Source organism: Qipengyuania sp. ABI-127-1 (genome assembly GCA_022953095.1).
Taxonomy (GTDB): Bacteria; Pseudomonadota; Alphaproteobacteria; order Sphingomonadales; family Sphingomonadaceae; genus Qipengyuania.
This window is the reverse complement of the sequence record JALJCR010000003.1, coordinates 43,159-64,769: the sequence shown is the minus strand read 5'-3', so window position 1 is coordinate 64,769 and position 21,611 is coordinate 43,159. Positions and strand designations below refer to the sequence as shown.

Annotated in this window: 22 protein-coding genes; 13 read left to right on the top strand and 9 right to left on the bottom strand. The window is 61.2% G+C overall.

Going from position 1 to position 21,611, the window contains the following annotated elements:
- The first annotated feature begins 20 nt into the window (after positions 1 to 20).
- A complete protein-coding gene (locus MUY37_RS13025; protein WP_499195793.1) occupies positions 21 to 1,196 on the top strand; it encodes a saccharopine dehydrogenase family protein in 1,176 nt (391 codons plus the stop codon).
- A 52-nt stretch (positions 1,197 to 1,248) separates the two neighbouring features.
- Complete coding sequence (locus MUY37_RS13020) at positions 1,249 to 1,707, top strand: DoxX family protein (RefSeq protein ID WP_499195792.1); 459 nt, start codon at positions 1,249 to 1,251, stop codon at positions 1,705 to 1,707.
- Here MUY37_RS13020 and MUY37_RS13015 read toward each other — a convergent pair.
- From MUY37_RS13015 to MUY37_RS12980, 8 genes are all read right to left on the bottom strand, one after another.
- Positions 1,704 to 3,917 carry a TonB-dependent receptor gene (locus MUY37_RS13015; RefSeq protein ID WP_499195791.1) on the bottom strand — a complete coding sequence of 738 codons (2,214 nt, stop codon included), beginning with the start codon at positions 3,915 to 3,917 and terminating at the stop codon, positions 1,704 to 1,706. The two genes, MUY37_RS13020 and MUY37_RS13015, sit on opposite strands and share 4 nt — an antisense overlap.
- Before the next feature lie 330 nt (positions 3,918 to 4,247).
- Positions 4,248 to 4,655: a hypothetical protein gene (locus MUY37_RS13010; RefSeq protein ID WP_499195790.1), complete on the bottom strand. Its 408-nt coding sequence runs from the start codon at positions 4,653 to 4,655 to the stop codon at positions 4,248 to 4,250.
- Positions 4,656 to 4,850: 195 nt separating this feature from the next.
- Entirely contained in the window at positions 4,851 to 5,330 is a 480-nt protein-coding gene (locus MUY37_RS13005) for a YybH family protein (RefSeq protein ID WP_499195789.1), read from the bottom strand.
- A 34-nt stretch (positions 5,331 to 5,364) separates the two neighbouring features.
- Positions 5,365 to 6,366, bottom strand: a complete 1,002-nt coding sequence (locus MUY37_RS13000) for a copper resistance protein B (protein WP_499195788.1) — start codon at positions 6,364 to 6,366, stop codon at positions 5,365 to 5,367.
- Positions 6,363 to 8,111, bottom strand: coding sequence for a copper resistance system multicopper oxidase (locus MUY37_RS12995; protein WP_499195787.1), 1,749 nt, complete (start codon positions 8,109 to 8,111; stop codon positions 6,363 to 6,365). The genes MUY37_RS13000 and MUY37_RS12995 overlap by 4 nt, the downstream gene beginning before the upstream one ends.
- A 55-nt stretch (positions 8,112 to 8,166) precedes the next feature.
- Positions 8,167 to 8,724, bottom strand: a complete 558-nt coding sequence (locus MUY37_RS12990) for an RNA polymerase sigma factor (RefSeq protein ID WP_499195786.1) — start codon at positions 8,722 to 8,724, stop codon at positions 8,167 to 8,169.
- Positions 8,725 to 8,733: 9 nt separating this feature from the next.
- Positions 8,734 to 9,174, bottom strand: coding sequence for a periplasmic heavy metal sensor (locus MUY37_RS12985; RefSeq protein WP_499195785.1), 441 nt, complete (start codon positions 9,172 to 9,174; stop codon positions 8,734 to 8,736).
- Positions 9,171 to 9,455, bottom strand: coding sequence for a hypothetical protein (locus MUY37_RS12980; RefSeq protein ID WP_499195784.1), 285 nt, complete (start codon positions 9,453 to 9,455; stop codon positions 9,171 to 9,173). The genes MUY37_RS12985 and MUY37_RS12980 overlap by 4 nt, the downstream gene beginning before the upstream one ends.
- A 111-nt stretch (positions 9,456 to 9,566) precedes the next feature.
- Between MUY37_RS12980 and MUY37_RS12975 the strand changes: the two genes are divergently transcribed.
- From MUY37_RS12975 to MUY37_RS12925, 11 genes are all read left to right on the top strand, one after another.
- Positions 9,567 to 10,202 (top strand): DUF2231 domain-containing protein, encoded by a 636-nt coding sequence (locus tag MUY37_RS12975; protein WP_499195783.1) that lies wholly within the window; start codon positions 9,567 to 9,569, stop codon positions 10,200 to 10,202.
- A gap of 19 nt (positions 10,203 to 10,221) precedes the next feature.
- Positions 10,222 to 10,677 carry a DUF411 domain-containing protein gene (locus MUY37_RS12970; RefSeq protein WP_499195782.1) on the top strand — a complete coding sequence of 152 codons (456 nt, stop codon included), beginning with the start codon at positions 10,222 to 10,224 and terminating at the stop codon, positions 10,675 to 10,677.
- A gap of 39 nt (positions 10,678 to 10,716) precedes the next feature.
- Entirely contained in the window at positions 10,717 to 10,878 is a 162-nt protein-coding gene (locus tag MUY37_RS12965) for a hypothetical protein (RefSeq protein WP_499195781.1), read from the top strand.
- Positions 10,879 to 10,928: 50 nt separating this feature from the next.
- Positions 10,929 to 11,207: a DUF5676 family membrane protein gene (locus MUY37_RS12960; protein ID WP_236925596.1), complete on the top strand. Its 279-nt coding sequence runs from the start codon at positions 10,929 to 10,931 to the stop codon at positions 11,205 to 11,207.
- Complete coding sequence (locus tag MUY37_RS12955) at positions 11,204 to 13,414, top strand: copper-transporting P-type ATPase (protein ID WP_499195780.1); 2,211 nt, start codon at positions 11,204 to 11,206, stop codon at positions 13,412 to 13,414. The genes MUY37_RS12960 and MUY37_RS12955 overlap by 4 nt, the downstream gene beginning before the upstream one ends.
- 70 nt (positions 13,415 to 13,484) lie before the next feature.
- Entirely contained in the window at positions 13,485 to 14,768 is a 1,284-nt protein-coding gene (locus tag MUY37_RS12950) for an APC family permease (protein ID WP_499196132.1), read from the top strand.
- Positions 14,765 to 15,190, top strand: coding sequence for an ion channel (locus tag MUY37_RS12945; protein ID WP_499195779.1), 426 nt, complete (start codon positions 14,765 to 14,767; stop codon positions 15,188 to 15,190). Before MUY37_RS12950 ends, MUY37_RS12945 begins: the two co-directional genes overlap by 4 nt.
- 212 nt (positions 15,191 to 15,402) lie before the next feature.
- Positions 15,403 to 16,257: a metal-dependent hydrolase gene (locus MUY37_RS12940; protein ID WP_499195778.1), complete on the top strand. Its 855-nt coding sequence runs from the start codon at positions 15,403 to 15,405 to the stop codon at positions 16,255 to 16,257.
- 153 nt (positions 16,258 to 16,410) lie between these two features.
- Positions 16,411 to 16,833, top strand: coding sequence for a DUF2147 domain-containing protein (locus tag MUY37_RS12935; protein ID WP_499195777.1), 423 nt, complete (start codon positions 16,411 to 16,413; stop codon positions 16,831 to 16,833).
- A gap of 403 nt (positions 16,834 to 17,236) precedes the next feature.
- The gene (locus MUY37_RS12930) at positions 17,237 to 17,722 is read left to right on the top strand and encodes a PraA/PraB family alkane oxidation protein activator (RefSeq protein ID WP_499195776.1); all 486 of its coding nucleotides are present in this window, start codon (positions 17,237 to 17,239) and stop codon (positions 17,720 to 17,722) included.
- 258 nt (positions 17,723 to 17,980) lie between these two features.
- Complete coding sequence (locus MUY37_RS12925) at positions 17,981 to 20,278, top strand: porin family protein (RefSeq protein WP_499195775.1); 2,298 nt, start codon at positions 17,981 to 17,983, stop codon at positions 20,276 to 20,278.
- Here the strand turns inward: MUY37_RS12925 and MUY37_RS12920 are convergent.
- Positions 20,275 to 20,964, bottom strand: coding sequence for a TetR/AcrR family transcriptional regulator (locus MUY37_RS12920; protein ID WP_499195774.1), 690 nt, complete (start codon positions 20,962 to 20,964; stop codon positions 20,275 to 20,277). The genes MUY37_RS12925 and MUY37_RS12920 overlap by 4 nt on opposite strands.
- Positions 20,965 to 21,611: the final 647 nt, after the last annotated feature.

The following is a 21,611-nucleotide window of genomic DNA, read 5'->3' as shown; positions in this document are numbered from 1 at the left end:
GAGCGAAGGAGAGACTACCCATGGCCACCAGCGAATTCGACATCATCGTTTATGGCGCGACCGGATATACCGGTCGCCTGGTTGCCGAGCATTTCGTACGCGAATACGGCAAGTCTGAGGGCGGGCCTAAGTGGGCAATGGCCGGGCGGAGCATGGACAAACTCGAAGCCGTCCGCGACGAGATCGGCGCGCCCAAATCGACCCCGCTGGTGATTGCCGATGCCGACGATCCCGCGAGCCTCGAGGCCATGTGCGGACGAACCAAAGTGGTTCTCACCACAGTCGGCCCCTATCAGCTCTATGGCGACAAGCTGGTCGCGGCCTGCGTGAAGACCGGCACCGACTATGCCGATTTGTGCGGCGAACCCGCCTGGATGCGCGAACAGATCGACCTGCACCACGATGCGGCGAAGACATCGGGTGCGCGGATCACGTTCTCGAGCGGCTTCGATTCGATTCCTTTCGATCTCGGCGTCCTGATGCTGCAGAAAGAAGCGGTCGCACGCCATGGTTCGCCCGCGCCGCGGGTCAAGGGCCGCGTGCGCGCCATGCAGGGGACCTTTTCAGGCGGCACCGCAGCCAGCCTGACCGCCACGATGAAAGCGGCAGCGAAGAACCCGGGCATCATCAAGGTGCTCAACGATCCCTTCGGCCTGACGCCAGGCTTCGAGGGCCCCGACCAGCCCAGCGGTCTGATCCCGCGCCACGAGGCGGAGCTCGACAAATGGGCCGCGCCCTTCATCATGGCGACGATCAACACAAAAAACGTCCACCGCACCAATTTCCTTCGCGGGCATCCCTATGGCGAGAATTTCCGCTATGACGAAATGATGCTCACCAGTCCGGGCGAAGCGGGTAAGGCGGCGGCCAATGCCGTGGTGGAAATGCTCAAGAACCCCTTCGGCGCCAAGCCGCCCAAACCGGGCGAGGGGCCGAGCAAGGAAGAGCGCGAGAACGGCTTCTACGATGTCCTGTTCGTCGGCGAATGGCCCGACGGCAAACGGCTTCATTACGGGGTAAAGGGCAAATACGATCCGGGTTACGGTTCGACCAGCCGGATGCTGGCCGAAACCGGCATGGCGCTGCTCGACAGCGACGCTGAAGGCGGGGTCGGCACGCCCGGTTCGTTTCTCGGCGAAGCGCTGGTCGAGCGGTTGCGGGACCATGCGGAGCTGACCTTCGCGGTAGAGGAGTAGGAACCACCAGGCCGCAGCGGGTTTGACAGAACATTATACGGGGAGAGAAGCAATGGCAGTCATTACCGCGATAATCGGGCGTATCCTGCTCGGCGCACTGTTCGTCTTCGCCGGGTTCGGCAAGGTCATGGATACCGCCGGGACCGCAGCCTATATGGAAGCGGAATCACCCTTTCCAGGCAGCCTTGCGCTCGCTGTGGGCATTTTCGAGATCGCAGCGGGGCTGGTGCTTGCCAGCGGCTTCATGACGCGGATCGCCAGCCTTGCGTTGATCGTCTTCACGGCGCTCGCCACGCTGTTCTTCCACGAAAAAGTCACCGATCAGGTCCAGGCCGCGATGGCGCTGAAGAATCTGGCCATCATCGGCGGCCTGCTGATGGTCTTCGCCTATGGCCAGGTGCGCGGGCGGATCGACGTGGTCGACGAGCGCGCGAAGCGGCTCGACGCCGAAGTCCGCGCCGCGCATGCCGAAGGCAAGGCCGAAGGCGCTACTGCGGCCAGCAGCGACTAGAAGCTGGCGCGCACGCTCGCACTGATGTTGCGGCCCGCCAGCGGCACGAAATCCTTCGTGAAGCTGGTGTGGCGGCGGCCCGTCACGTCGAAGATGTTGTCGGCCTTCACGATGAAGCTGACGTTCGGGTTGTCGCGCAGCGGCCGCCATGTGATCGCGGCATTCACATGGGTGAAGCCCTCGGTCGCGATCTCGAACGGCGCGACCTTTCGCTGATCGTCGAACCACTCCACCTCGCCGCGCAGGTCGAAATCGCCCGTTGACGCGGTCAGCGCGCCGGACAGGCTCAAAGGCGGAATACGCGGAACCGAATTGCCGTCGGACAGCTTGGCGCGGACATACTCGCCGCGCAGTTCGGTACCGAATGCGATATTGCCGTCATCGTAGAACTCGTAATCGATCTCGCCTTCGACGCCCGTGTAGGTGGCATCCTGCTGGCGATAGGCGAAGACGGGCAGTTCGTCTTCTTCCGTGCCGGTAGCGCTCAGATAGATGAAATCGTCGAACCAGTTCTTGTATGCCGCAACGCTGAATTCTGCGCGCCCCAGACGGCCACGCGCGAAGATTTCCACGCCCCAGGCACGTTCGGTATCGAGATTCGGATCCCCGATCTCAAAAGCCTGCGTGGCGATATGCGGACCGTCGGAAAACAGCTCTTCGCCAGAGGGAGCCCGCGCCACACGCGACAGGTTCACGCCCGCGCGGAAGGCCTGCGCCCCGTCATAGGCCAGCCCCAGTGCACCGGAGAAGGTATCGAAGCTGCGCTCGATGCCGAGCTGGGTCGAATCGACGTCGGTCGATTCGAAGCGGACGGAGCCTTCCACCTGGACAGGCCCGTTGCCATACTCCTGCAACGCGAAGAACGCGAGCTGCTCGGTCCGGTTCGGCGCCACGAAGGCTTCCGCACCGACCGCTTCGAAATCGCGGAAGTAATATTGCGCACCCATCGAACCGCGCCAGCGTCCCTGCTGGTTCTGGACCAGTTCGAGCCGCCCTTCGATACCTTCGACATCGAATACGGTGCCAACCTCGTCGCCCTCGAACTCGGTATGGGTATAGTCGGAATAGCCCGCGCGCAGCCTCAACCGCTCAAAGAAACCCTCGCCCAGGAAGACGTCGCCGCGCAAATCCGCACGATATTGACGCAGGCCAATGCTGACCAATTCCTCGCCATGCTCCTCGTCGCCATGATCTTCCTCGTCATGATCTTCCTCGTCATGGCCCTCTTCTTCCTCGCCGTGATGATGCCCCGCACCGGGACGACCAGGAATGCCATAGTCCGTGTCATAGACGCCGAAGGAAACGCCAAGGCTGCTGTCGGCGCGGAAGAAAGCAATGCCGGCATTGGCCGTCCAGGTCTCTGTCGCGCTATTGGGCAGAACGCCGCGCTGCTCGGCGGCCTCACGCAGCTCCTCAGCTTCTTCCAGCTCGCCTTCTTCCTGCTCCTCGGCCGCATCTTCGAGCAGCTCGGCACGCAAGACCGGCGCCACCTGATAGCCGGCGATCTCGAGATCATTGGTCTTGCGCCATGACCCGTCGATATGCGCCACGAAGCCGCTCTTGCCGAAGGGCACATCGACCGAACCCCCGAATTCGCGCAGATCGCTGGCGGTATCGCCGCGCGCCAGGAGATCGACATGAATGGGCTCGTCGGGAATACGACGCGGAATGCGTTTGTCGATCACGTTGACCGCGCCGCCGATCGCCTGGCTGCCGAACAGCAGCACCGCAGGGCCGCGCAGCACCTCGATGCTTTCGGCGGTCAGCGGATCGATCGACACGGCGTGATCGTCCGACGTATTCGAAGCGTCGATCGCCCCGATCCCGTCGACCAGAACCTTGACGCGCTCACCGGCGAACCCGCGCAAGATCGGGCGTGACGCCCCCGGCGCGAAGCCCGAGGCTGACACACCTGGCAAATTGGCGAGAACTTCACCGAGTTGTCCGTCCATATTACGCTGGAGATCGGCCGCTTCGACCACGCTGGTACCTGCCAGCAGATCGAATTGGCGCAGGCCCTGCGCGCTGACGATGATCTGGCCCTGATAATCTATCCGGCGATCGTGCAGGTCTTCGGAAAGCGGTTCATCGGCTTCCGAAGGTGTTGGATCCTCGCTTTCCTGCGCGGCTATCGGAGCGGCGGCAAGCACGGTTGCAAGTGCTAGTGTGGAGGAGAGGAGGCGGCGGGGAGCTTGTGTACGATACAACATATCCTTCCCCATAGACGGACAGCAGCGTGGCGCAACCGTTTTCGGCATTCGCCTGCCGGTGAATCGACAAACCTACGTTTCTGGACGACCAAATGTTTAACAAAGTAGCCGAGCTGACTGCCGTCGGCACTGTGCATCGGGCTTGGCCGTTCCCGTGCAAGTCGCGCCCCCGAGCCCCCGCTAGATAGGCAAACCGGCATAGGCGCGAGGCGGATCAGTCGCCGCGGAGGCTGCGGTTGGGAATTCGAACATCGCGCTGAGGTTCGTAACCGGCCTATCCTGAGCCCGAAAGGGCTTCCCGACCGACAGACCTTGTGAAGGAGGCGTTTTCTAGCCTTCCTGAGTGTAATAGAGATCGGTCACACTCGCATTCGGGAGCGTCTTGCATGCCCATGGTGCGGCGGCCCCTTCCACGGTCAGGAAGTGGGTTGGACCGGTTTGGTCGACCTCCACGCGTTGAACCGAAATATTCGATTTCGGTTGATTCGCGGTCCTCGCTAGCTCGTCGATGCAGTTCTCTGCGGCGATATCGGGCGCTTCGGGATCGCCCGTAGGATTAGTCTCGACCGAGTCGGGGGCAAGTTCGGGGCTATCCTCCGAAATGCCGGTCGTTTCCTGGGCTTGTTGGGCTGCCGCGCCCCCGCTGTCCGGAGATTCGTTTTCAGCTGAACCACAGGCTGCCAAAAAGGTCGCAAAAAGGGCGGATGCGGCGCTGGCCGCGACGAGCTTGGTTCTCATGAATCAAAAACCTGTCGTTTCGAAACCGGTTCCCATCACGGTCTTCAGAAAGGTCCAGCGATTGACGACGTATTGCGGTTATTAACCTCCGGAAGCCGCAGCCTAGAATGTCCGGGGGGCTGGCGCCGACAAGGCGCTAGCAGGATGGAAACAACCTTGGCAGGCGGCAGTTATATGCCTGGCATTACGACCGGATCAAGAAACGGGACGCGAACTGCTGTGATAGCGCAGGATCTTCCATCCCACCGCATCGTGCATAAGGACAGAGGTCGCGCTGCCGCGGCGTTCGATCACACGACCGTCTACCAGTTCGATCCGGTAACGATAGTTTTCCATACCCATTGCCATGTGCTCGCCCTGGCGGACGATATCGATCGTGGGATCGATGAAGCGGAAACTCTTTATAGCTTTCAGTTCCGGGCCGAGATGGTGTTCAAAATACTCGGCGAACGTTCCTTCAGCCTTGCCATTTTCCACGATGACCGCATCGTCGGCAAAGAGCCGCGTCATTGCCGCGCCATCCAGCCTTTCAAGCGCCGAGCGAAAGGAGGTAAGGGCCTCTTCGGGGGTGGCTTGACCGACGGCAGCCACTTCCGCCTGCCGCGGGGTATGCGCGGCATGACCGGAATGGTCCTGCGCCAGCGCGGGCGTGGCGGCTGTGGCCTGCGCCATCATTAGCATGGTGAGAATTCGCATACTATTCTTCTCCTCAGAACCAGAAACGGATGCCGACAACGTAGTTGGTGACGCTGGGGTCCTCGCCTGCAAGGCGGGCGAAATCGGCACTGTCGCCCAGCTTCCATTCCTGGTCGACGCCGACATAGGGCGCGAATTCGCGCGCGAATTCATAGCGGAGGCGCACGCCCAGCTCTACGCTGTCGAAACCCGCCCCCACGCCGAGCTCGGGGATGTCCTGAGCGGCAAGCGAGAATTCGGCACGCGGCTGCAAAATCAATCTTTGAGTGATCCTCTGATCGAGTTCGCCCTCGATACGGGCGGTCAGGTCGCCCTTGGTCGACACGAAAGCCGCCGCGTCCACCTCGAATTCGTAGGGAACTAGCCCCTGTATGCCGACCGCGAGATGCGTACGCTCCGGACCGGTGAGGTCCTGTTTCGCACCCAGCTGGACATCGAAGAACGGGGCAATTGCGCGGCTATAGAGCGCCTGCACCTCGGCGCTTTCGATCTCCTCGCCGAAGGCGCCCTCGCCTTCCGCCTTGAACCAGAATTTGTTCAGATCTCCGCCGTAATAGCCCTGGAGATCGAAGAGATAACCGTCTTCGCCCTGCCGCGCGCGATATTCGAGCCGATCACCCTGAACCCAGAACACCTTCGGCCCGCGAATTTCGCCGATCACTTCGGCACGCGAGGCGGCCATCACATCGGCGCCCACAAAGGCATCGGCAGCGAAACCCGGATTCTCGAATGCTTGGGGAGGAGGGGCCGTTTCTGGAATCATCGCATCCATCGCCGGGCTGCCATGGCCCATGGCGGCATGATCCATCGCCGACATCTCGCCAGACTGCGCCGAGTCTTTGTCGGCGTCATGCGAAGCCGTCTCCTCGGCATCCATGGATGACATGTCATGCGCCGGCTGCTCTTGCGGGGACTGCGGGGCGGGCATCGTATGTGCTGCGTGCGGCTGCTCTTGCGCCATGGCCGGAGTACCAACCGCCAGCGCAGTGCCGAGAAGGAAGAAAGCGCGGATCATTTTGCGCCTCCACCGGCCAGCGGGCGCACTGTCACCACCTGGAACATCCCATTATGCATGTGGTAGAACAGGTGGCAGTGGAACGCCCAGTCACCGCGTTCATCGGCAGTGAGATCGAACTGTGCACTGCTGCCCGGCTGGACCGTCAGCGTGTGCTTTTTCGGCTGGCGGTCCGGGGCGGTCCCATTGACCAGTTCGAAGAAATGGCCGTGCAGGTGGATGGGGTGCGCCATCATGGTATCGTTGACCAGCTTCACCCGAACCCGCTCGTTATAGGCGAAGCGGATCGGTTCGGTGACGGCACTGAATTTCTCGCCATCGAAGGACCACATATAGCGGTGCATGTTCCCGGTAAGGTGTAGGGTCTTCAGCCGGGTCGGCTGGCGCACTTCCGCATGTGGTTTGTGAGAGACAAGTTGGCTGTAGTCGAGCACACGATGACCGACATCCTCAAGGCCAAGCCCGGGGTAATCCATCCTGTCGACGGGATTTGCCGCAACCATGTCGAGACCGGGGCCGACCTTGACGGTTTCGGGCAGGCGCGATGTATCACGCATTTTCATGGCTCCCCCTGCCATCGCGGCCCCGCCGGACATTTCGCCGCCCATCGAATCCCCGCCGCCATGGGCAGAATGATCCATGCCACCCATGCCCATATCGGCCATGGTCAGTAGTGGCGGCTTGCGCAGCGCCGGAATTGGGGCCTTCGCACCGGGACGGCTGGTCAGCATCGCCACCCCCATGCCCGACCGGTCTGTCGATTCGGCCACGATCGCATGGGCGAGCGCCGTCGGCTCGACGATCACGTCATAGGTTTCGGCAACGCCGATCTGGAATTCATCGGTTTCGACCGGCTGAACGTTCTGCCCGTCGGCCTGGATCACCGTCATCGCCGTGCCCGGTATGCGGACGTTGAAATAGGTCATGGCGGAACCATTGATGAAACGCAGCCGCACCCGCTCGCCGGGCCGGAAGAGATACTCCAGCCCGTCTTCAGGGCCATGCCCGTTGACGAGAAATGTGTAGGTCGCACCGCTGACGTCAGAGATATCCGTCGGCATCATCCGCATGCGCGCCCACATTCTCCGATCTTCACCGGACATGTCGTAATCGTCGGTCCAAGTCGTCTGGTTGTAATTGAAATACCCGTCCGCGACTTTCAGCTTCTTCATGATCTCGTGCGGGCTCATCTCGCTCCAGTCGGAAAGCATGACGACATAATCACGGTCGTATTGGTGGGGCTCCGGCTCGATCGGGTCGATGATCAGTGGCCCGTAATGGCCGAGCGGCTCCTGAAGCGTATGGGCGTGCCACCAATAGGTGCCCGACTGACGGATCGGGAATTCATAGCGATAGGTCTCTCCCGGCTCGACAGCCGCCATGCTGACGCCGGGCACTCCATCCATCAGGAAAGGGACGAGCAGGCCGTGCCAATGGATCGACGTGCCGTGCGCACTGTTGTTGACCAGGTCGACAACGAGGTTCTGCCCCTCCTTCAGGCGGACAAGCGGGCCTGGAATGGTGCCGTTGACCGCAACCCCCGGGCCTCTGCGCGATCCGGTGGTGAACAGGGTGTCCGCCACCGACATGGTCAGATGCTCGCCCGACAGGACGTCGCTGCCCTTGCGCGCAACGGTGCCCGATACCGCCCCACGCGCCCAGGCGGGCATGGCAGTAAGCAGGCCGGTGGCGGCGACGGCACCTGTACTGGACGACAAAAACGATCGACGGCTGAGGGCGGACATGAAGGTGGTTTCCCTGACTGTTTGTCCGCTCTTACGCTATCGCCGGTTCCACCCCTCAGTTTCGGTCGAACTTTTTTCGCAGAGTCTTGCGGGCACGATAGACCCGGGTTTCCACGGTCTTTTCGCTAACGCCGAGAATGTCAGCCGCCTCTCGTTGGCTGCGTTCGTCCACAGCCACGAGGACAAGAGCCTCACGCAGTTTCATGGGCAGCTTGTCGAGCGCTTCGCGCAAATGCAGTAGCTTTTGCCGGTCGATCGCCTGGGCTTCCGGACTGGGAGTATCGTCGGCGATGGACAAATCGTCGATCTGGTCCGGAAAACCGAAAATGCCCGTGACCTTACGGCGCCTCAACCGATCGCGGCACTTGTTCAGCACAACCGTGGTCACGAACGGCGTAAACGGACGCTGGGGATCAAGGCGTGCGCGCGCCACCCAAACCGATGCGAGGGCATCCTGAACGCATTCTTCGGCCTGGGCCGGAGCGCCGAGCATCCGATTGGCCATGGCGATCAGCCGCTGGACTTCCGGTCGGATGAGTGCGGCAAACGCCTGCCGATCGCCCTCCCGCACGCGCTCGACCAGAACCTTTTCGCTGCCTGGTTCCTGCTTCAACCGAGCTTCTCAAGCGCGCGGGTCGCGCGTTAAAGCGGTGCTGACATGCCTATCGAACCGCTGCTGCTGGGCCGGGTTCAGAAGTTTGCGCATATCGAATACGTGGTTGATGGTCGCCTTTTGCAAGGCGCCCATGCGCGCATGCACCTCGTCGATGGCGGCGGCGACTTCGGGACCGAACTCGTGTTCGTCGTCCATGGCGCGCGCCAATCTTGCATTGGCGGCGCGCAGTGCAAGTTCCAGTTCTTTGTGTTCCACGGCATAGGCCGCTTCGAGGGTTTCGAGCTGCTTGCTCTGCTCCGCAGTCAACTCGAGTTCGTCGTGGACGAATTCGTGCAGCGTCGGCTCGTCATTCGCACGGATCCACCGATCTGCCGCCAGCGCCCCGATGCACCCGGCCAGAGCCGCCAGCAGTACCGCGATGGCAAGATGCCAGGGCTTTATGCTCATCGTGTTACATGAAGCAGGGCAGAAGGCGTCAGGTCGCCGCCCGAAAGAGTGATGGACGGAACATCGGAGGCGAACGCCGCTGTCTGGGGCACACCCATGCCCGCGCCCAGCCCGATCGCGAAGAGCGCCGCGAACATCGCACTGCGCTGCCTGGCCTCGTGCTTTGCCTGTAACTGTCCGGCTCGCTCCCATACCGCATCGAAAGAGATACTCGCTTGCGATGAAGCGGTGAGCCGGGAAAGGCCTTTCAGGCCCTGGTCGATCTGATCGTAATCGCTCATCGTATTCGGTCTTTCGTGAAATGGCTCTTCATGCCCTTTATACGCGCTGCACCGAACTGACACTCAACAATTTTTTTGAGGGATGGTTGGCACACCCACGTACTGTTCGACATGAAGCTCGTTCTCTCCGCCCTTCTCGCCGCTCTGCTATTCGCGGGTCCAGCCACCGGCGCGTTCGCCCACGAAGCGCATCAGCAGGATATGTCTGACGCGGAAATGGCAGCAATTATGGCGTCCACGCATGGCGAGGCGGCGGCGTCAATCGAGATGGGTGCAACAGCACCCTCCGAGACGCTGGATGGCCCAGCCGTCTCGCAGGCGGTCGAGGATAGATCCCTCTCCCTCTCCGACGTCCTTGGCCGCCTGCATCCCTTTGCCGCGCATTTCCCGATCGCCTTGCTCCTAACGGCGTTTCTCGCCGAGCTTGTATTGCTGGCCCGCCCAGCTCTCGGACTGGAAACGAGCATTCGTATTCTTGTCGCCGGCGGGGCACTGGGCGCCACCTTTGCTGCTGTGCTCGGCTGGTTTGCCGCAGGCTGGCGCCTGACCGACAGGTCCGAAACGCTCGGCCTGCATCGGTGGAATGGCACGGTGATCGCAATCGTCTCGTTGGTCGCCTGGTGGGCAACAGCACGCCCCTCGCGGACACCCCTACGCGCTCTTCTTGCGTTGCTGGGAGCTGCCATTCTTTACCAGGGCTATCTCGGTGGCGAGATGGTCTTCGGACCCAATCACCTCGGACTATGAACAGAACAAGGATCGAGACATGAAAACGCTCAAGTCCCTCGCGGTCGCAACCACCCTGTCGCTCGCAGCCCTGTCGCAGGCGGCGCAGGCTGCCACTTACACCATGTATCGTGATCCGAACTGCGGTTGCTGCCACAAATGGGCCGAGCAAATGAAAGCCAAGCTCAAGGTCGATATAGCGGTGGTCAACCGCGCCGACATGGCGCAGATCAAAAAGGCTAGAGGCGTGCCCGCCGACCTTGCATCCTGCCACACGATGACGGTGGCCGGTTACGTGATCGAAGGCCATGTCCCGGCCAAGGAAATCGCTCGCCTGCTGAAGGAAAAGCCCAACGGTGTAACCGGCATCGCCGTACCCGGAATGCCGCTCGGCTCACCCGGTATGGAGGCTGTCGGCCATGAACAACATTACCAGCCCTACAAGGTCGTTTCCTTCGGGAAGGCCGGCATCCGCACCTATGCCAGCTACCGCTAAAACGACGCGTGATAGCCACTGATCGCAACGGAGCGCGACATGACCAAATGCTGCCAGAACCGCGAAGGCGGCACCATGGAGCGCTGCAAAAAGGATGAGGGCAGGACGTTCTCGGGCTCGATGATGGATGAGAATAAAAGCGCAAAGGCCGACAACGAAGCGGCCCTTGCAACAGGGCAAATTGCCCGTCGGCCGGACTGAGTTGGCCAACAAAAGACACGACACGGAACGCCGACAGCAAGGGGGCTGACATGGCAATTCAGGAAACAATGGGTAATGCAATATCGCGCTGGGGCTGGACGATCTCCACCTTCCTCGCGATTTCCTACTTGATCTGTATTGGCTTCGGCCTCCTTATGCCGGACGCAATGCGCATGTGGACGGCTTGGGCGCCTCTCCTGCCAGGTTTCGAATGGTTGACCTGGACGGCATTCCTGTCCGGTCTGATCAGCGCCTTTGCCTATGGCTGGTATATCGCCCTGATCGGCGTTCCGCTCTATCGGTTCTTCGCAAAGCGGTATCCGGCATGAGCGATCATTCCGGTTGCCATCAAGGCCACGACACACCTGCATCCACCGACGGACGTTACGACGAAGTTCCCGCCGGTTACGACGGTCCGGTCTGGACCTGCCCGATGCACCCCGAAGTGCGCCGCACCAGTATGGGCAGTTGCCCGCTATGCGGCATGGGTCTGGAGCTGGAATCGGCCGCCATGGCCGTCGACGAGCCGAATCCCGAACTGGTCGATTTCACCCGCCGGTTCTGGATTGGCACGGTTCTGACCATCCCGCTGCTGGTGCTCACCATGGCGCCATATCTCGGCTTTCCCGAAGTGCGGGACATCCTCGGCGAGCGCGGCACGCTGTGGCTTGAATTAGTTCTGGGCACGCCGGTCGTGCTGTGGAGCGGCTGGCCGTTCATGGTACGCGGGTGGACCAGTTTTCGCACGCGCAACCTCAACATGTTCTCGCTGATATCCATGGGCGTTATCGCGGCCTGGCTGTTCAGCGTAGCGGCCGTGATCGCGCCCGAAATATTCCCTGCCGGCTTCCGCGATGCCCAAGGCCATGTCGGCGTCTATTTCGAAGCCGCCGCGGTCATCGTCACTCTGGTTCTGCTGGGCCAGGTGATGGAGCTGCGCGCGCGCGAAGGCACGGGCAAGGCGATCCGTGCCCTGCTCGATCTCGCCGCCAAGACCGCCCGCGTAATCCGCCCCGACGGCACGGAAGAGGAAATCGAGCTGGACCATGTCGCGGTCGGAGACCTGCTGCGCGTGCGCCCGGGCGAGAAAGTGCCGGTTGACGGCACCGTCACAGAAGGCCGCTCCTCGATCGATGAAAGCATGATCAGCGGCGAACCCGTTCCGGTTGAAAAGACCGTTGGTGACGCCGTCACGGGCGCGACAATCAACGGCACCGGCAGCCTCGTGATCGAAGCGCAGCGTGTCGGCGCTGATACCATGCTGTCCCAGATCGTGGAGATGGTCGCCGCAGCCCAGCGTTCGCGCGCGCCGATCCAGAAATATGCCGACAAGGTGGCGGGTCTGTTCGTGCCTGCGGTGATCGCGATCGCGGCGCTCGCCTTCATCGCTTGGGCGATATGGGGTCCAGCCCCGGCGCTCGCCTACGCCCTGGTCGCTGCGGTTGCGGTGCTGATCATCGCATGCCCCTGCGCGCTTGGCCTTGCGACACCGATGTCGATCATGACCGCAACCGGGCGCGGCGCTCAGGTGGGTGTGCTGATCAAGAACGCCGAAGCACTGGAACGGTTTGAAACCATCGACACGCTGATCGTCGACAAGACCGGGACATTGACCGAAGGCAAGCCGCAACTGGTCGCGGTGCTGCCCGAGGCCGATTTCACTGAGGACGAGGTCCTGGCGCTCGCAGCCTCGCTCGAACGGGGATCCGAACATCCGCTTGCCGAGGCCATTGTGCGCGGAGCCGAGGAGCGCCAGGTTGCCATGGAAACCGCCGAGGATTTCGAGGCGGTAACCGGCAAGGGCGTGCGCGGCGCGGTAGGCGGCAGGGCGATAGCGCTCGGAAACGGTGCGATGCTCGATCTGATCGGTGTGGGCCGCAATGCGGCCGCACGGGAAAAAGCCGGTCTGCGCCGGGACAATGGCGAAACGGTCATGTTCGTGAGTGTCGACGGCACTCTGGCGGGGCTGGTCGCGGTCGCCGACCCGGTCAAGCGGACGACTCCCGCCGCACTGGCGGACCTGCACGCGCTCGGTCTGCGCATCATCATGGCGACCGGAGACAATGAGCGTACCGCGAATGCCGTGGCGGCGCGTTTGGGGATCGACGAAGTGCGTGCCGACGTGCTGCCCGAGGACAAGGCGCGGATCATCCGCGAATTGCAGCAGGCTGGCGCGAAGGTCGCCATGGCCGGTGATGGCGTGAACGACGCGCCTGCCCTGGCTCAGGCCGATGTCGGAATCGCCATGGGCACCGGTGCCGATGTCGCGATCGAAAGTGCCGGGATCACGCTGGTGAAGGGCAATCTGGACGGGATCGTCCGCGCTCGGCGGCTTGCCCGCGCAACGATGCGCAACATCCGACAGAACCTGTTCTTCGCGTTGATCTACAATGCAGCAGGCGTGCCGGTCGCAGCAGGCGTGCTTTACCCCTTTTTCGGCATCCTCATCAGCCCGATGTTCGCTGCCTTCGCGATGAGCGCCTCCTCAATCTCGGTGGTACTCAATTCGCTGCGGCTGCGTAGCGCGAAACTCTAGGCGAATGGAGCAACACAGCCACACGGACCCTTCCGAGAAGGGCTCGATCAGCCTTGCAGGTGGCGTCGCCATGGGCACAGGCGTGATGATCGGTGCGGGTATATTCGCGCTGACCGGCCAGATTGCCGAACTGGCCGGTCCCCTCTTCCCACTTTCCTTCGTTGCGGGCGCGATCATCACGTCGCTCGCCGCATACAGCTATATCAAGATGTCCAACGCCTGGCCGTCCTCGGGTGGCATCGCCATGATCCTGCAAAAGGCTTATGGTCCGGGCACGGTCGCGGCCTCGGCCTCGCTGCTGATGGCCCTGTCGATGGTCATCAACGAAAGCCTCGTCGCGCGGACCTTCGCCACCTATGCGCTGCGCCCCTTCGAAGCCGATGGCAAAGGGCTTCTGGTCTCCGCGCTGGCTTTGGGGCTGATCGCCTTCGCTTATCTGGTCAATGCGTCGGGCAACCGCTCGGTCAGCTGGCTATCGCTGGTCATGTCCGCAATCAAGATCGGCGGCATCGCGCTGTTTGCGCTGGCGGCAATCTGGGCCAGCGGTTTCGACAGCGGCGCGTTCGCCGGGCCTGTGCGTGTGACGAATGGCGAGGCGCTGCTCGCCTCCGTCGCCTTTTCGATCCTGGCTTTCAAGGGCTTTACCACTATCACCAATAGTGGCGGCGAAATCGTCGATCCGCACCGCAATGTCGGTCGCACGATCATGATTTCCATTGCCATTTGCGTGGCAGTTTATCTGCTGGTCGCCTTTGGCGTCGGCGCAAGCTTGACGATCCCCGAAATCGTCGCCACGCGCGATACGTCGCTGGCCGCAGCCGCTCGTCCCGCACTGGGCGAGCTTGGCTTCTACTTCACGATCGTCATCGCACTGTCCGCGACCATGTCGGGCGTGATCGCCAGTGTCTTTGCCGTCTCCCGCATGCTTACCATGCTGACCGAGATGGAGATGATCCCGCACAGCCATTTCGGCATGAGCGGCGGCATCCGCAGTCATATGCTGGTTTACACGGTTGTTATTGCGGGCACGTTGGCGGTCCTTTTCGACCTGGCGCGCATCGCCTCCCTCGGCGCGATTTTTTATCTGGTAATGGACATGCTGGTACATTGGGGCGTGTGGCGCCACCTGCGCCACGAGATCGATGCCAAAAGCTGGATATTGCTGACCGCACTTGCTGCCGATGCCGTGGTGCTGGTCGCGTTCGCATCGATCAAGCTGGCCAGCGATCCGATGATCCTGGTTATCGCCGCTGTGCTGATCGGCACGGTCTTCCTGGCGGAGCGTATCTATCTGAGCCGCAAACCGGAGGCGCGTGCCTCGAACGAAGCGGGGCGTGAAGAACCCGTCCGATGACGATGGTGATCGCGCTCGGCCTCGCCATGGCGCTGTTTCTGCTCTCGGTGGGACTTCATCTCGCCAGTCTCGGTGTGGGTCATCGATGGCTGGCACGGCGCAACGACTTCGCAGTCAAACTGGCTATTTCGCTGCTCGTGTTCCTCTCCCACCTGCTCGTCGTCGCCCTGTTCGCCACCGGATTTGGGCTTGGCGTAGAATGGGGGCTCGGCACGTTCGCCGGGACGCAATCGCTCGGCTGGATGGATCATTTCTACTTTTCGCTCGTGACCATGACGACTCTCGGCCTGGGCGACATCTATCCGACCGGCCATCTACGCATAATCGCCGGCGTCGAGGCGCTGGCGGGCTTCGTGCTCATCAGTTGTTCGGCACAGATCTTCTGGTCCATGATGCACGAACAGCACTCGCAAGACGGCTAACCGAGCACACCCTCCGTCAGCCGCTCTCCGCCCTGCCTTGCAGACGCATACCGCGAACGTGAAGTGCCCGCGCGGGAACCCTCGCCGCGAATCGAACACAGGACCCTTCTGGAAACAGCGTGCATCCCGGCCGGTCGGGCCCCAAATCACATATCGTTGACACCGGCTCCAAACATCGTAGATTGACATTGATGTCAAAATGGAGTCGAGCGATGTCTTATCATTCGAAAAGCCCGGACAATCTCGTAATTCCGGTACGGAACCTTAAATTCCGGCTCGAGTCCGGGCCGTCCGATGCTGAGCGCTGGTGGCACGGCGGAGATCCGGTGCCGACCGCGTTCTTCAATGCGCTGTCATCGACTTTCCCCGATGGGGAGAGATTTTTCATGGACAGTGTTCGTCGCTTTCAGGGGCTCGCAAGCGAACCCCTCAAATCACAGATCAAGAGTTTCATCGGTCAGGAGGCGGTGCACAGCCGCGAACATCTCGAGTTCAACGCCTTCGCCGCCAAGGGAGGGTACGACATCGCCGCGCTCGAACGCAGAGCCAAGCGTGCGCTGACCTCTCATGAAAAAAGGAGCGATGTCCGCAAACTCGCCGCAACCTGTGCGCTCGAGCACTTCACCGCCATTCTCGCCCATGCCCTGCTTTCCGCTGATAGCGCGGATCTTGCCGGAGCGCCCGAGGAAGCGCGACGGCTTTGGAGCTGGCATGCGGTGGAAGAACTCGAGCACAAGGCCGTGGCCTATGACACGTTCCTGCTGGCGACCAAGGACTGGTCGCGGACGCGCCGCTATCTGGTCCGCGTCGCGGCCATGATGATTTCAACCTGGGTGGTGATGGGCGTGATCGGCGCGAACATGGCCTCGCTCTATCGCCAGGACGGGATAAACACACCGAAGACCTGGTGGAGAACCCTGAAATACCTACTGGTGGCACCCGGCGCTCTGCGGCGAATTATGGTGCCATATGCCCGATATTATCGCCCCGGTTTTCATCCATGGGACCACGACGATCGCGATTTGCTCGCCAAGACGCATGCGCGATACGATCTGTCGACGGGGTGATGAGCTATGATCAAGACAACCATTGCCCTCAGCGGGTTCAGCCGCCGTCGCACCACACCCGAACGTCAGCCTGGCCTCCCAATCCTGGCAGGTATTACCGTTGCTGCGAGAAATCGCTCGCGCAAAAGGCGGTTTCGCCGAAGGAAAAGCCCAATGAAACAAGCAGTCTTGGCAGTTGCCGTGGCAGCCACACTCGGCACCCCCACATTGGCTCAGGGGGCGAGCATCACTGGGGTATGGAATACCGGCAGTGAGGGCGGAAAAGTGCAGATCTACCGCTGCGGCGACGCCTATTGCGGCAGGATCGTCGACGCGGCGCGACTACGCACCAATCCAGATCAGCGCGACGAGCGTAATTCCAACCCTCGCCTCCGCAATCGCAAGCTCAAGGGCCTGGTCGTGCTGCGGGACGTAACCGGCGGACCGACTGAATGGTCCGGGGGGCCAGTCTACGATCCGGAAACAGGCGATGGTGCACGTTCGGCGAAGATAACGTTGCTGTCCAATGGCAAGCTCAGGATCAAGGGCTGCGTCGCGGTGTTCTGCCGGACCAAGATCTGGACGCGGGCGAACTAAGCGCTGCAGCAGCAGCGAGTTTACACTTGATGACAGAGGTTCGGTCCCGATCGGGCGCGGGCTCATCGGGGGATCGTTTGGGTGGATTGTGGCGATTGAGACAGGTCAATTTCGAAAGCCAGTTTGGAGAGCTCCATAGAGCCGGCCGGGCAGGCCCAAATACCGACACCGATCCGACAATTACGGAGCACACGCCGAACAAAACAAATCACCCGCCAGTAAACACCGCCGCGCTTCAATCGGCCCCATATTAAGCGATGATCCACTGGCACCGGCCCCCGTGGAAGTTACCCGAGTGGGTTAAAATGCCATTTATAACCAACATTGACATCATTGTCGACTCGACTACTCTTTACTTGTATCGATTCGCTTCGATGCAGATAAACAATGGAGAGGATGGAATATGTTAAAGAATGTAGGAATTCTGGCTGGTGCAGCGGCACTTGTTATCGCCCCGGCGGCCATGGCCGATACTTATACGCCAGCGAGCACTTCGACCTTCTCCGGACCCGTTTCAGTCCAGAAAGACGGCCTCAAGTACAATTGCACGCTGACAGTCAATGTCGACGCTACGGCGGGTTCCAGTGCATCGGCTACGGCTTCAATCGGCGGCGGCTTCCCATGCGGCCTGATCGCCGTCAACGGCACAGGCTCGGTTGTTTACGATGGCACTTACGTGACCATTTCCGGTCTGGTGATCGATCCGCCGCTCAGCTCGGGCACATGCACCGGGCCGATCAAGACTGTCTGGGGTGGCAACTCCGCCTCGCCGCGCAATATCACTCTGAGCGTCCCGCTTTCGAATTCTTCTGCGACCAGTGGCGCCGATTGCAAGATGGAGGGCACTCTGAGCCAGACTGCCGGCTCCCCGCTGAGCATCACCCCGTGACGTTGACGTCAGCAGAGTAGCTGGCAAGCTCCTCAGCCTTGAAGGGCGCGCGTGGTACGCGCGCCTTTTTTGGTCGGCTCAGCCCAGCACAATTGCCGCGCAAAACGATAAAGGCGTCTCATTACCTTCAAGGCCAACCTCGAGTGGAAGGGACTGCGGCAGTCCTGCCGCGGCCAAACGCCGCGCACCTCCCGGGTACGCGTGCGAATAGCTTGGTCCATCATCTTGTGCGCCTTTCCAATTGGTGAAGGCGGTTCGGTGTTTGCCCGGACCGGCCCGGTGACAAGCGACGAGGCACCCGACCAGATCGCAGAAGCGGGCGAGGACGATCCTCAAGGCCAGCCGATTATCGTCGAAGGCAAACGTTGGGGCCGTGCGGAAATCGACGCGGAGGCCGAGATCGGGGAGAGCGAGATAGCCTCCTTCGCGGCCACGACGATCGGCGAACTTCTGGAAGCCACCGCCTTTCTGGTGAGCGGTTCCGGGCAGATGCCCGAAGTGCTCGTCAATGGCAGGCGCATTGCCAATCCTGGCGAACTAGACGAGTATCCCAAGGAAGCTTTGGCCCGCATTGCCATTCTACCGAAAAACGCGGCGGCAACCTATGGCTTTGCCCAGGGTAAGCGTGTCGTAAACCTCGAACTCAAGCGGCGCTTTGCAACCTGGCGCTCGGAAGCGGGCGCGGAAGCCCCCACGGCCGGCGGCAGGGGGAGCAGCAAGCTCTCGGTCGGCCGGTTCGCCATCGATCACGATACGCGGTGGAATATCGGGGCGACCTATTCGCATGACACCGAGCTTCTCAAGAGCGAGCGCTTTTTTCCGGCACGGGCGGCAGTTTCACATGAGGTCGATAATCTCCACCGGAGCAACGATTCAATCGATCCGGCCGAATACGAAGCCTTGTTGCCGCGAGCGCACTCCGCTGGGGTCAATGCAAGCGCCACCCATCCCTTCGGCGCTTTCAGCGGCACGCTGAGCATTGCGGCAAATCGCAGCCAGAGCATACAGAAGATCGGCCTGCCCCCGGACACCGTTTCGCGGCCTTTACGGCGCCATCTCACGGCCTTGGAAAATCGCCAGACGTCCGAAAGCCTTGCCGCAGGTCTCGCGATCTCCGGCCCCGTTGCGGGATGGCAGTCCAATCTGGGGCTGCGCTACAGTGTGGATTGGGCAACCACAGACAGGGAAAGCGGCTATCGCACCGATGGGCCGCAGCAGGTCGTCGATGATGGCCAAACTCGAACGGCCGGTGATGGTGGTCTGCTCTCGCAAACGAACCGCCTGCGTTCGAAATCGGAAGCCTACACCCTCTCTCTGACCACGGGTAATACCATCGCCTCTCTTCCAGCCGGCCTTGCCCGCGCGAGCCTGTCTTTGAACGCGGGCCATCGGCGCGTGAAGTTCACCGACTTCGCCCCTTCCGCCGACGGCTCTTCTAGCAGCGTAACGCATAGCGAGCAGGTGGACGGCCTGCTTTCGTTTTCGCTCCCCCTGGCTGGCGCGGGAACAGAGCTGCTATCCGGGCTTGGAAAGGTAGATGCCAGCGCAACGGGGGCTTTCCGCAAGGTTAGCGGTGCGCCGACGAACTATCGGATCGGCGGTGCGATCGACTGGTCACCCGTGAAGTCGGTGAACCTTCGCGTCGCCTATTCGCATGAGAATACCGAACCCACATACGATCAACTCTACGCTCCGAGGGTCGAGATATTGAAGCGGGTGTTCGATTTCACGCGCGGAGAGTATGTCCAGCCCCTTTTCCGCCTGGGCGGCAATGACGCCCTGGTTGGGGGGAGCCTCGAGAGTTTCACGGCCGACCTGCGCGCCTCGCCTTTCGACGGGCACGTTCTTTCCCTCGATCTTGGATACCGCCACGCCAAGGCGCAAGGCGGGATCGCCTCTCTGCCGGCGTTGACACCCGAAGTGGAGGCCGCCTTCCCCGAACGGGTTTTTCGGAACGCGAGCGGCGCGCTGATCGCAATCGATGCCCGACCCATCAATATCGGTTCGGACGTGACCAAACGCCTCACAAGCGGGCTGTCTTTGCGTTGGAGCGAGTCGCGAAATTCGCATCGGGACGCCAAAGAAGTTGGCGGTGCGTTCACACCATGGACGATCACGGGATCGCTAACCCATCGGTGGGAATTGAAGAGCGAGACGGCAATCCGAAGGGGCCTGAGTGTCATCGATCGTCTCGACGCAAATGGCCAGGCGCGCCACAGTATTGGCTTTCATCTCAATGTCGGACGCAAGGGGCTGGGCGCAAATTTCAGCGGAACCTGGACCGGACCTGCGAGGGTCACGCGCGATGGAACAGTCGCCTATCGCTATCCGCCTTCGTCTACCTTCGATTTCGGCGGTTTTTTCGAACTCGGGATGCTAATTCGCGGTGCCAAAACCAAGGACTGTGTGGATGCACTGAAGCTGTCCCTCGAGGTCCGGAATCTTTTCGACAGCAGGAGATGGGTCGAATCGTCGACCAGGATGGAAGGGTTTTCGCGCTATGAACTCGACCCGCTCGGGCGGACGATCCGGTTTGCTATAACCGCGCAGCTCTAGGCCGCTTCATCCGGTTTTGTGGTTTCCTCCTTGAACGGCATAGTGATCAGCAGGGGCAGCATATTGGACGTCAGCCTGCGCATTTCGTCGTCTTCCATGTCGAGCATCTCGCGTAGATGCGGCCCGATGACCGCATCCCCGAAGGCCGAAATGGCGATTGTCAGTACTGCCCCCTTGACCCGCTCTTCGGCATGGGGCCCGGAGATCTTTTCAGCAAAGGCACCTACGAGCGACCGAACCGCATCGCGAATCGGTTCGAGATGTTCGTAATCCCTCGCCAGCACTATCCAGGCGGCCAGTTGGCCGGCGCCCCCGGAATCGAACGCATCGAACACCTGCTCGACGACCGTCCGCGGGGCATCGGGGTCTTCGCGAAATTGCTCCACCGCACTCTCGAGCGCCTCGGCGAGATCGTCCACCATCTTGCCCATGAGCGAAGCCTGCAGCCCCGCGGCAGAACCGAAGTGATGGATGATATTGCCATGCGACATACCAACCCGTTTCCCGATGTTGGACACCGTCACCGCGCCGGGTCCGCCTTCCAGCAACAGCGACCGGGCGGCCATGATGCTTTCTTCGCGCGCTTCCTCCGCGCTGCGCTTGCGCCGGGGGGCCTTCTTGCCCGTCGCGCTCGATTTGGCATACTTGCCTCGCGCTACGACTGGTGTGACGGTTCCCTTGCCCATACCGCCTCGCCTTTCCGGTTTTTTCATCCCGGCATCATACGCCGATATCCGGCTCTGACAAATCGATCCGCCCCCCTTCTTGTCGATTGTGCGCTGATGGGACGGTTATGTTATACAATGCAAATCGTCCCGCGCTGCCAGCGCTGGTCGAGCGCCCGCTGCGCGGTGTAATTCTTCTAAATAATTAAGGGCGAAGGTCTATAGTATCGTATACTACAACCTTCTCATGATGCACGACCAGACATGGACTTAGCGGATGAATCACGACGATATTGGGGGCAACCCCTGGCTTGTCGGATCGTATGCTTTGGAAGACGCATACAGATCTAAATCAATCCTGTAATCGACCAAATAACATATCCTATTCTGCTATCTGATACATCATATCATAGGCATTACAAAATATTTATAACCTCGCAATTTGCGTGATATCACAGAACAGTTTGGCGCCTCGTCGCGCCTCAAATATTTCATGAATAACAAGGCCAAAGCTGCGCCAAGAACGCCAGCGAACGATAGATGATATCGCCGCAAACATTCCTCGAAAATGGATCACTGACATGGGTGCCAATGTCAAACCTTATTGACATGAGTGTCAGCATTGGTAGCTTTCGGCCCGTCATGTCGGGATGCGATCCGGGCTTTCG

What these genes read in the sequence shown, in the direction of transcription:
- MUY37_RS13025 (WP_499195793.1), top strand. Translation starts at nt 21, where the DNA reads ATGGCCACCAGCGAATTCGACATCATCGTTTATGGCGCGACCGGATAT.
- MUY37_RS13020 (WP_499195792.1), top strand. Translation starts at nt 1,249, where the DNA reads ATGGCAGTCATTACCGCGATAATCGGGCGTATCCTGCTCGGCGCACTG.
- MUY37_RS13015 (WP_499195791.1), bottom strand. Translation starts at nt 3,917, where the DNA reads ATGTTGTATCGTACACAAGCTCCCCGCCGCCTCCTCTCCTCCACACTA.
- MUY37_RS13010 (WP_499195790.1), bottom strand. Translation starts at nt 4,655, where the DNA reads ATGAGAACCAAGCTCGTCGCGGCCAGCGCCGCATCCGCCCTTTTTGCG.
- MUY37_RS13005 (WP_499195789.1), bottom strand. Translation starts at nt 5,330, where the DNA reads ATGATGGCGCAGGCCACAGCCGCCACGCCCGCGCTGGCGCAGGACCAT.
- MUY37_RS13000 (WP_499195788.1), bottom strand. Translation starts at nt 6,366, where the DNA reads ATGATCCGCGCTTTCTTCCTTCTCGGCACTGCGCTGGCGGTTGGTACT.
- MUY37_RS12995 (WP_499195787.1), bottom strand. Translation starts at nt 8,111, where the DNA reads ATGTCCGCCCTCAGCCGTCGATCGTTTTTGTCGTCCAGTACAGGTGCC.
- MUY37_RS12985 (WP_499195785.1), bottom strand. Translation starts at nt 9,174, where the DNA reads ATGAGCATAAAGCCCTGGCATCTTGCCATCGCGGTACTGCTGGCGGCT.
- MUY37_RS12980 (WP_499195784.1), bottom strand. Translation starts at nt 9,455, where the DNA reads ATGAGCGATTACGATCAGATCGACCAGGGCCTGAAAGGCCTTTCCCGG.
- MUY37_RS12975 (WP_499195783.1), top strand. Translation starts at nt 9,567, where the DNA reads ATGAAGCTCGTTCTCTCCGCCCTTCTCGCCGCTCTGCTATTCGCGGGT.
- MUY37_RS12970 (WP_499195782.1), top strand. Translation starts at nt 10,222, where the DNA reads ATGAAAACGCTCAAGTCCCTCGCGGTCGCAACCACCCTGTCGCTCGCA.
- MUY37_RS12965 (WP_499195781.1), top strand. Translation starts at nt 10,717, where the DNA reads ATGACCAAATGCTGCCAGAACCGCGAAGGCGGCACCATGGAGCGCTGC.
- MUY37_RS12960 (WP_236925596.1), top strand. Translation starts at nt 10,929, where the DNA reads ATGGCAATTCAGGAAACAATGGGTAATGCAATATCGCGCTGGGGCTGG.
- MUY37_RS12955 (WP_499195780.1), top strand. Translation starts at nt 11,204, where the DNA reads ATGAGCGATCATTCCGGTTGCCATCAAGGCCACGACACACCTGCATCC.
- MUY37_RS12950 (WP_499196132.1), top strand. Translation starts at nt 13,485, where the DNA reads ATGGGCACAGGCGTGATGATCGGTGCGGGTATATTCGCGCTGACCGGC.
- MUY37_RS12945 (WP_499195779.1), top strand. Translation starts at nt 14,765, where the DNA reads ATGACGATGGTGATCGCGCTCGGCCTCGCCATGGCGCTGTTTCTGCTC.
- MUY37_RS12940 (WP_499195778.1), top strand. Translation starts at nt 15,403, where the DNA reads ATGTCTTATCATTCGAAAAGCCCGGACAATCTCGTAATTCCGGTACGG.
- MUY37_RS12935 (WP_499195777.1), top strand. Translation starts at nt 16,411, where the DNA reads ATGAAACAAGCAGTCTTGGCAGTTGCCGTGGCAGCCACACTCGGCACC.
- MUY37_RS12930 (WP_499195776.1), top strand. Translation starts at nt 17,237, where the DNA reads ATGTTAAAGAATGTAGGAATTCTGGCTGGTGCAGCGGCACTTGTTATC.
- MUY37_RS12920 (WP_499195774.1), bottom strand. Translation starts at nt 20,964, where the DNA reads ATGGGCAAGGGAACCGTCACACCAGTCGTAGCGCGAGGCAAGTATGCC.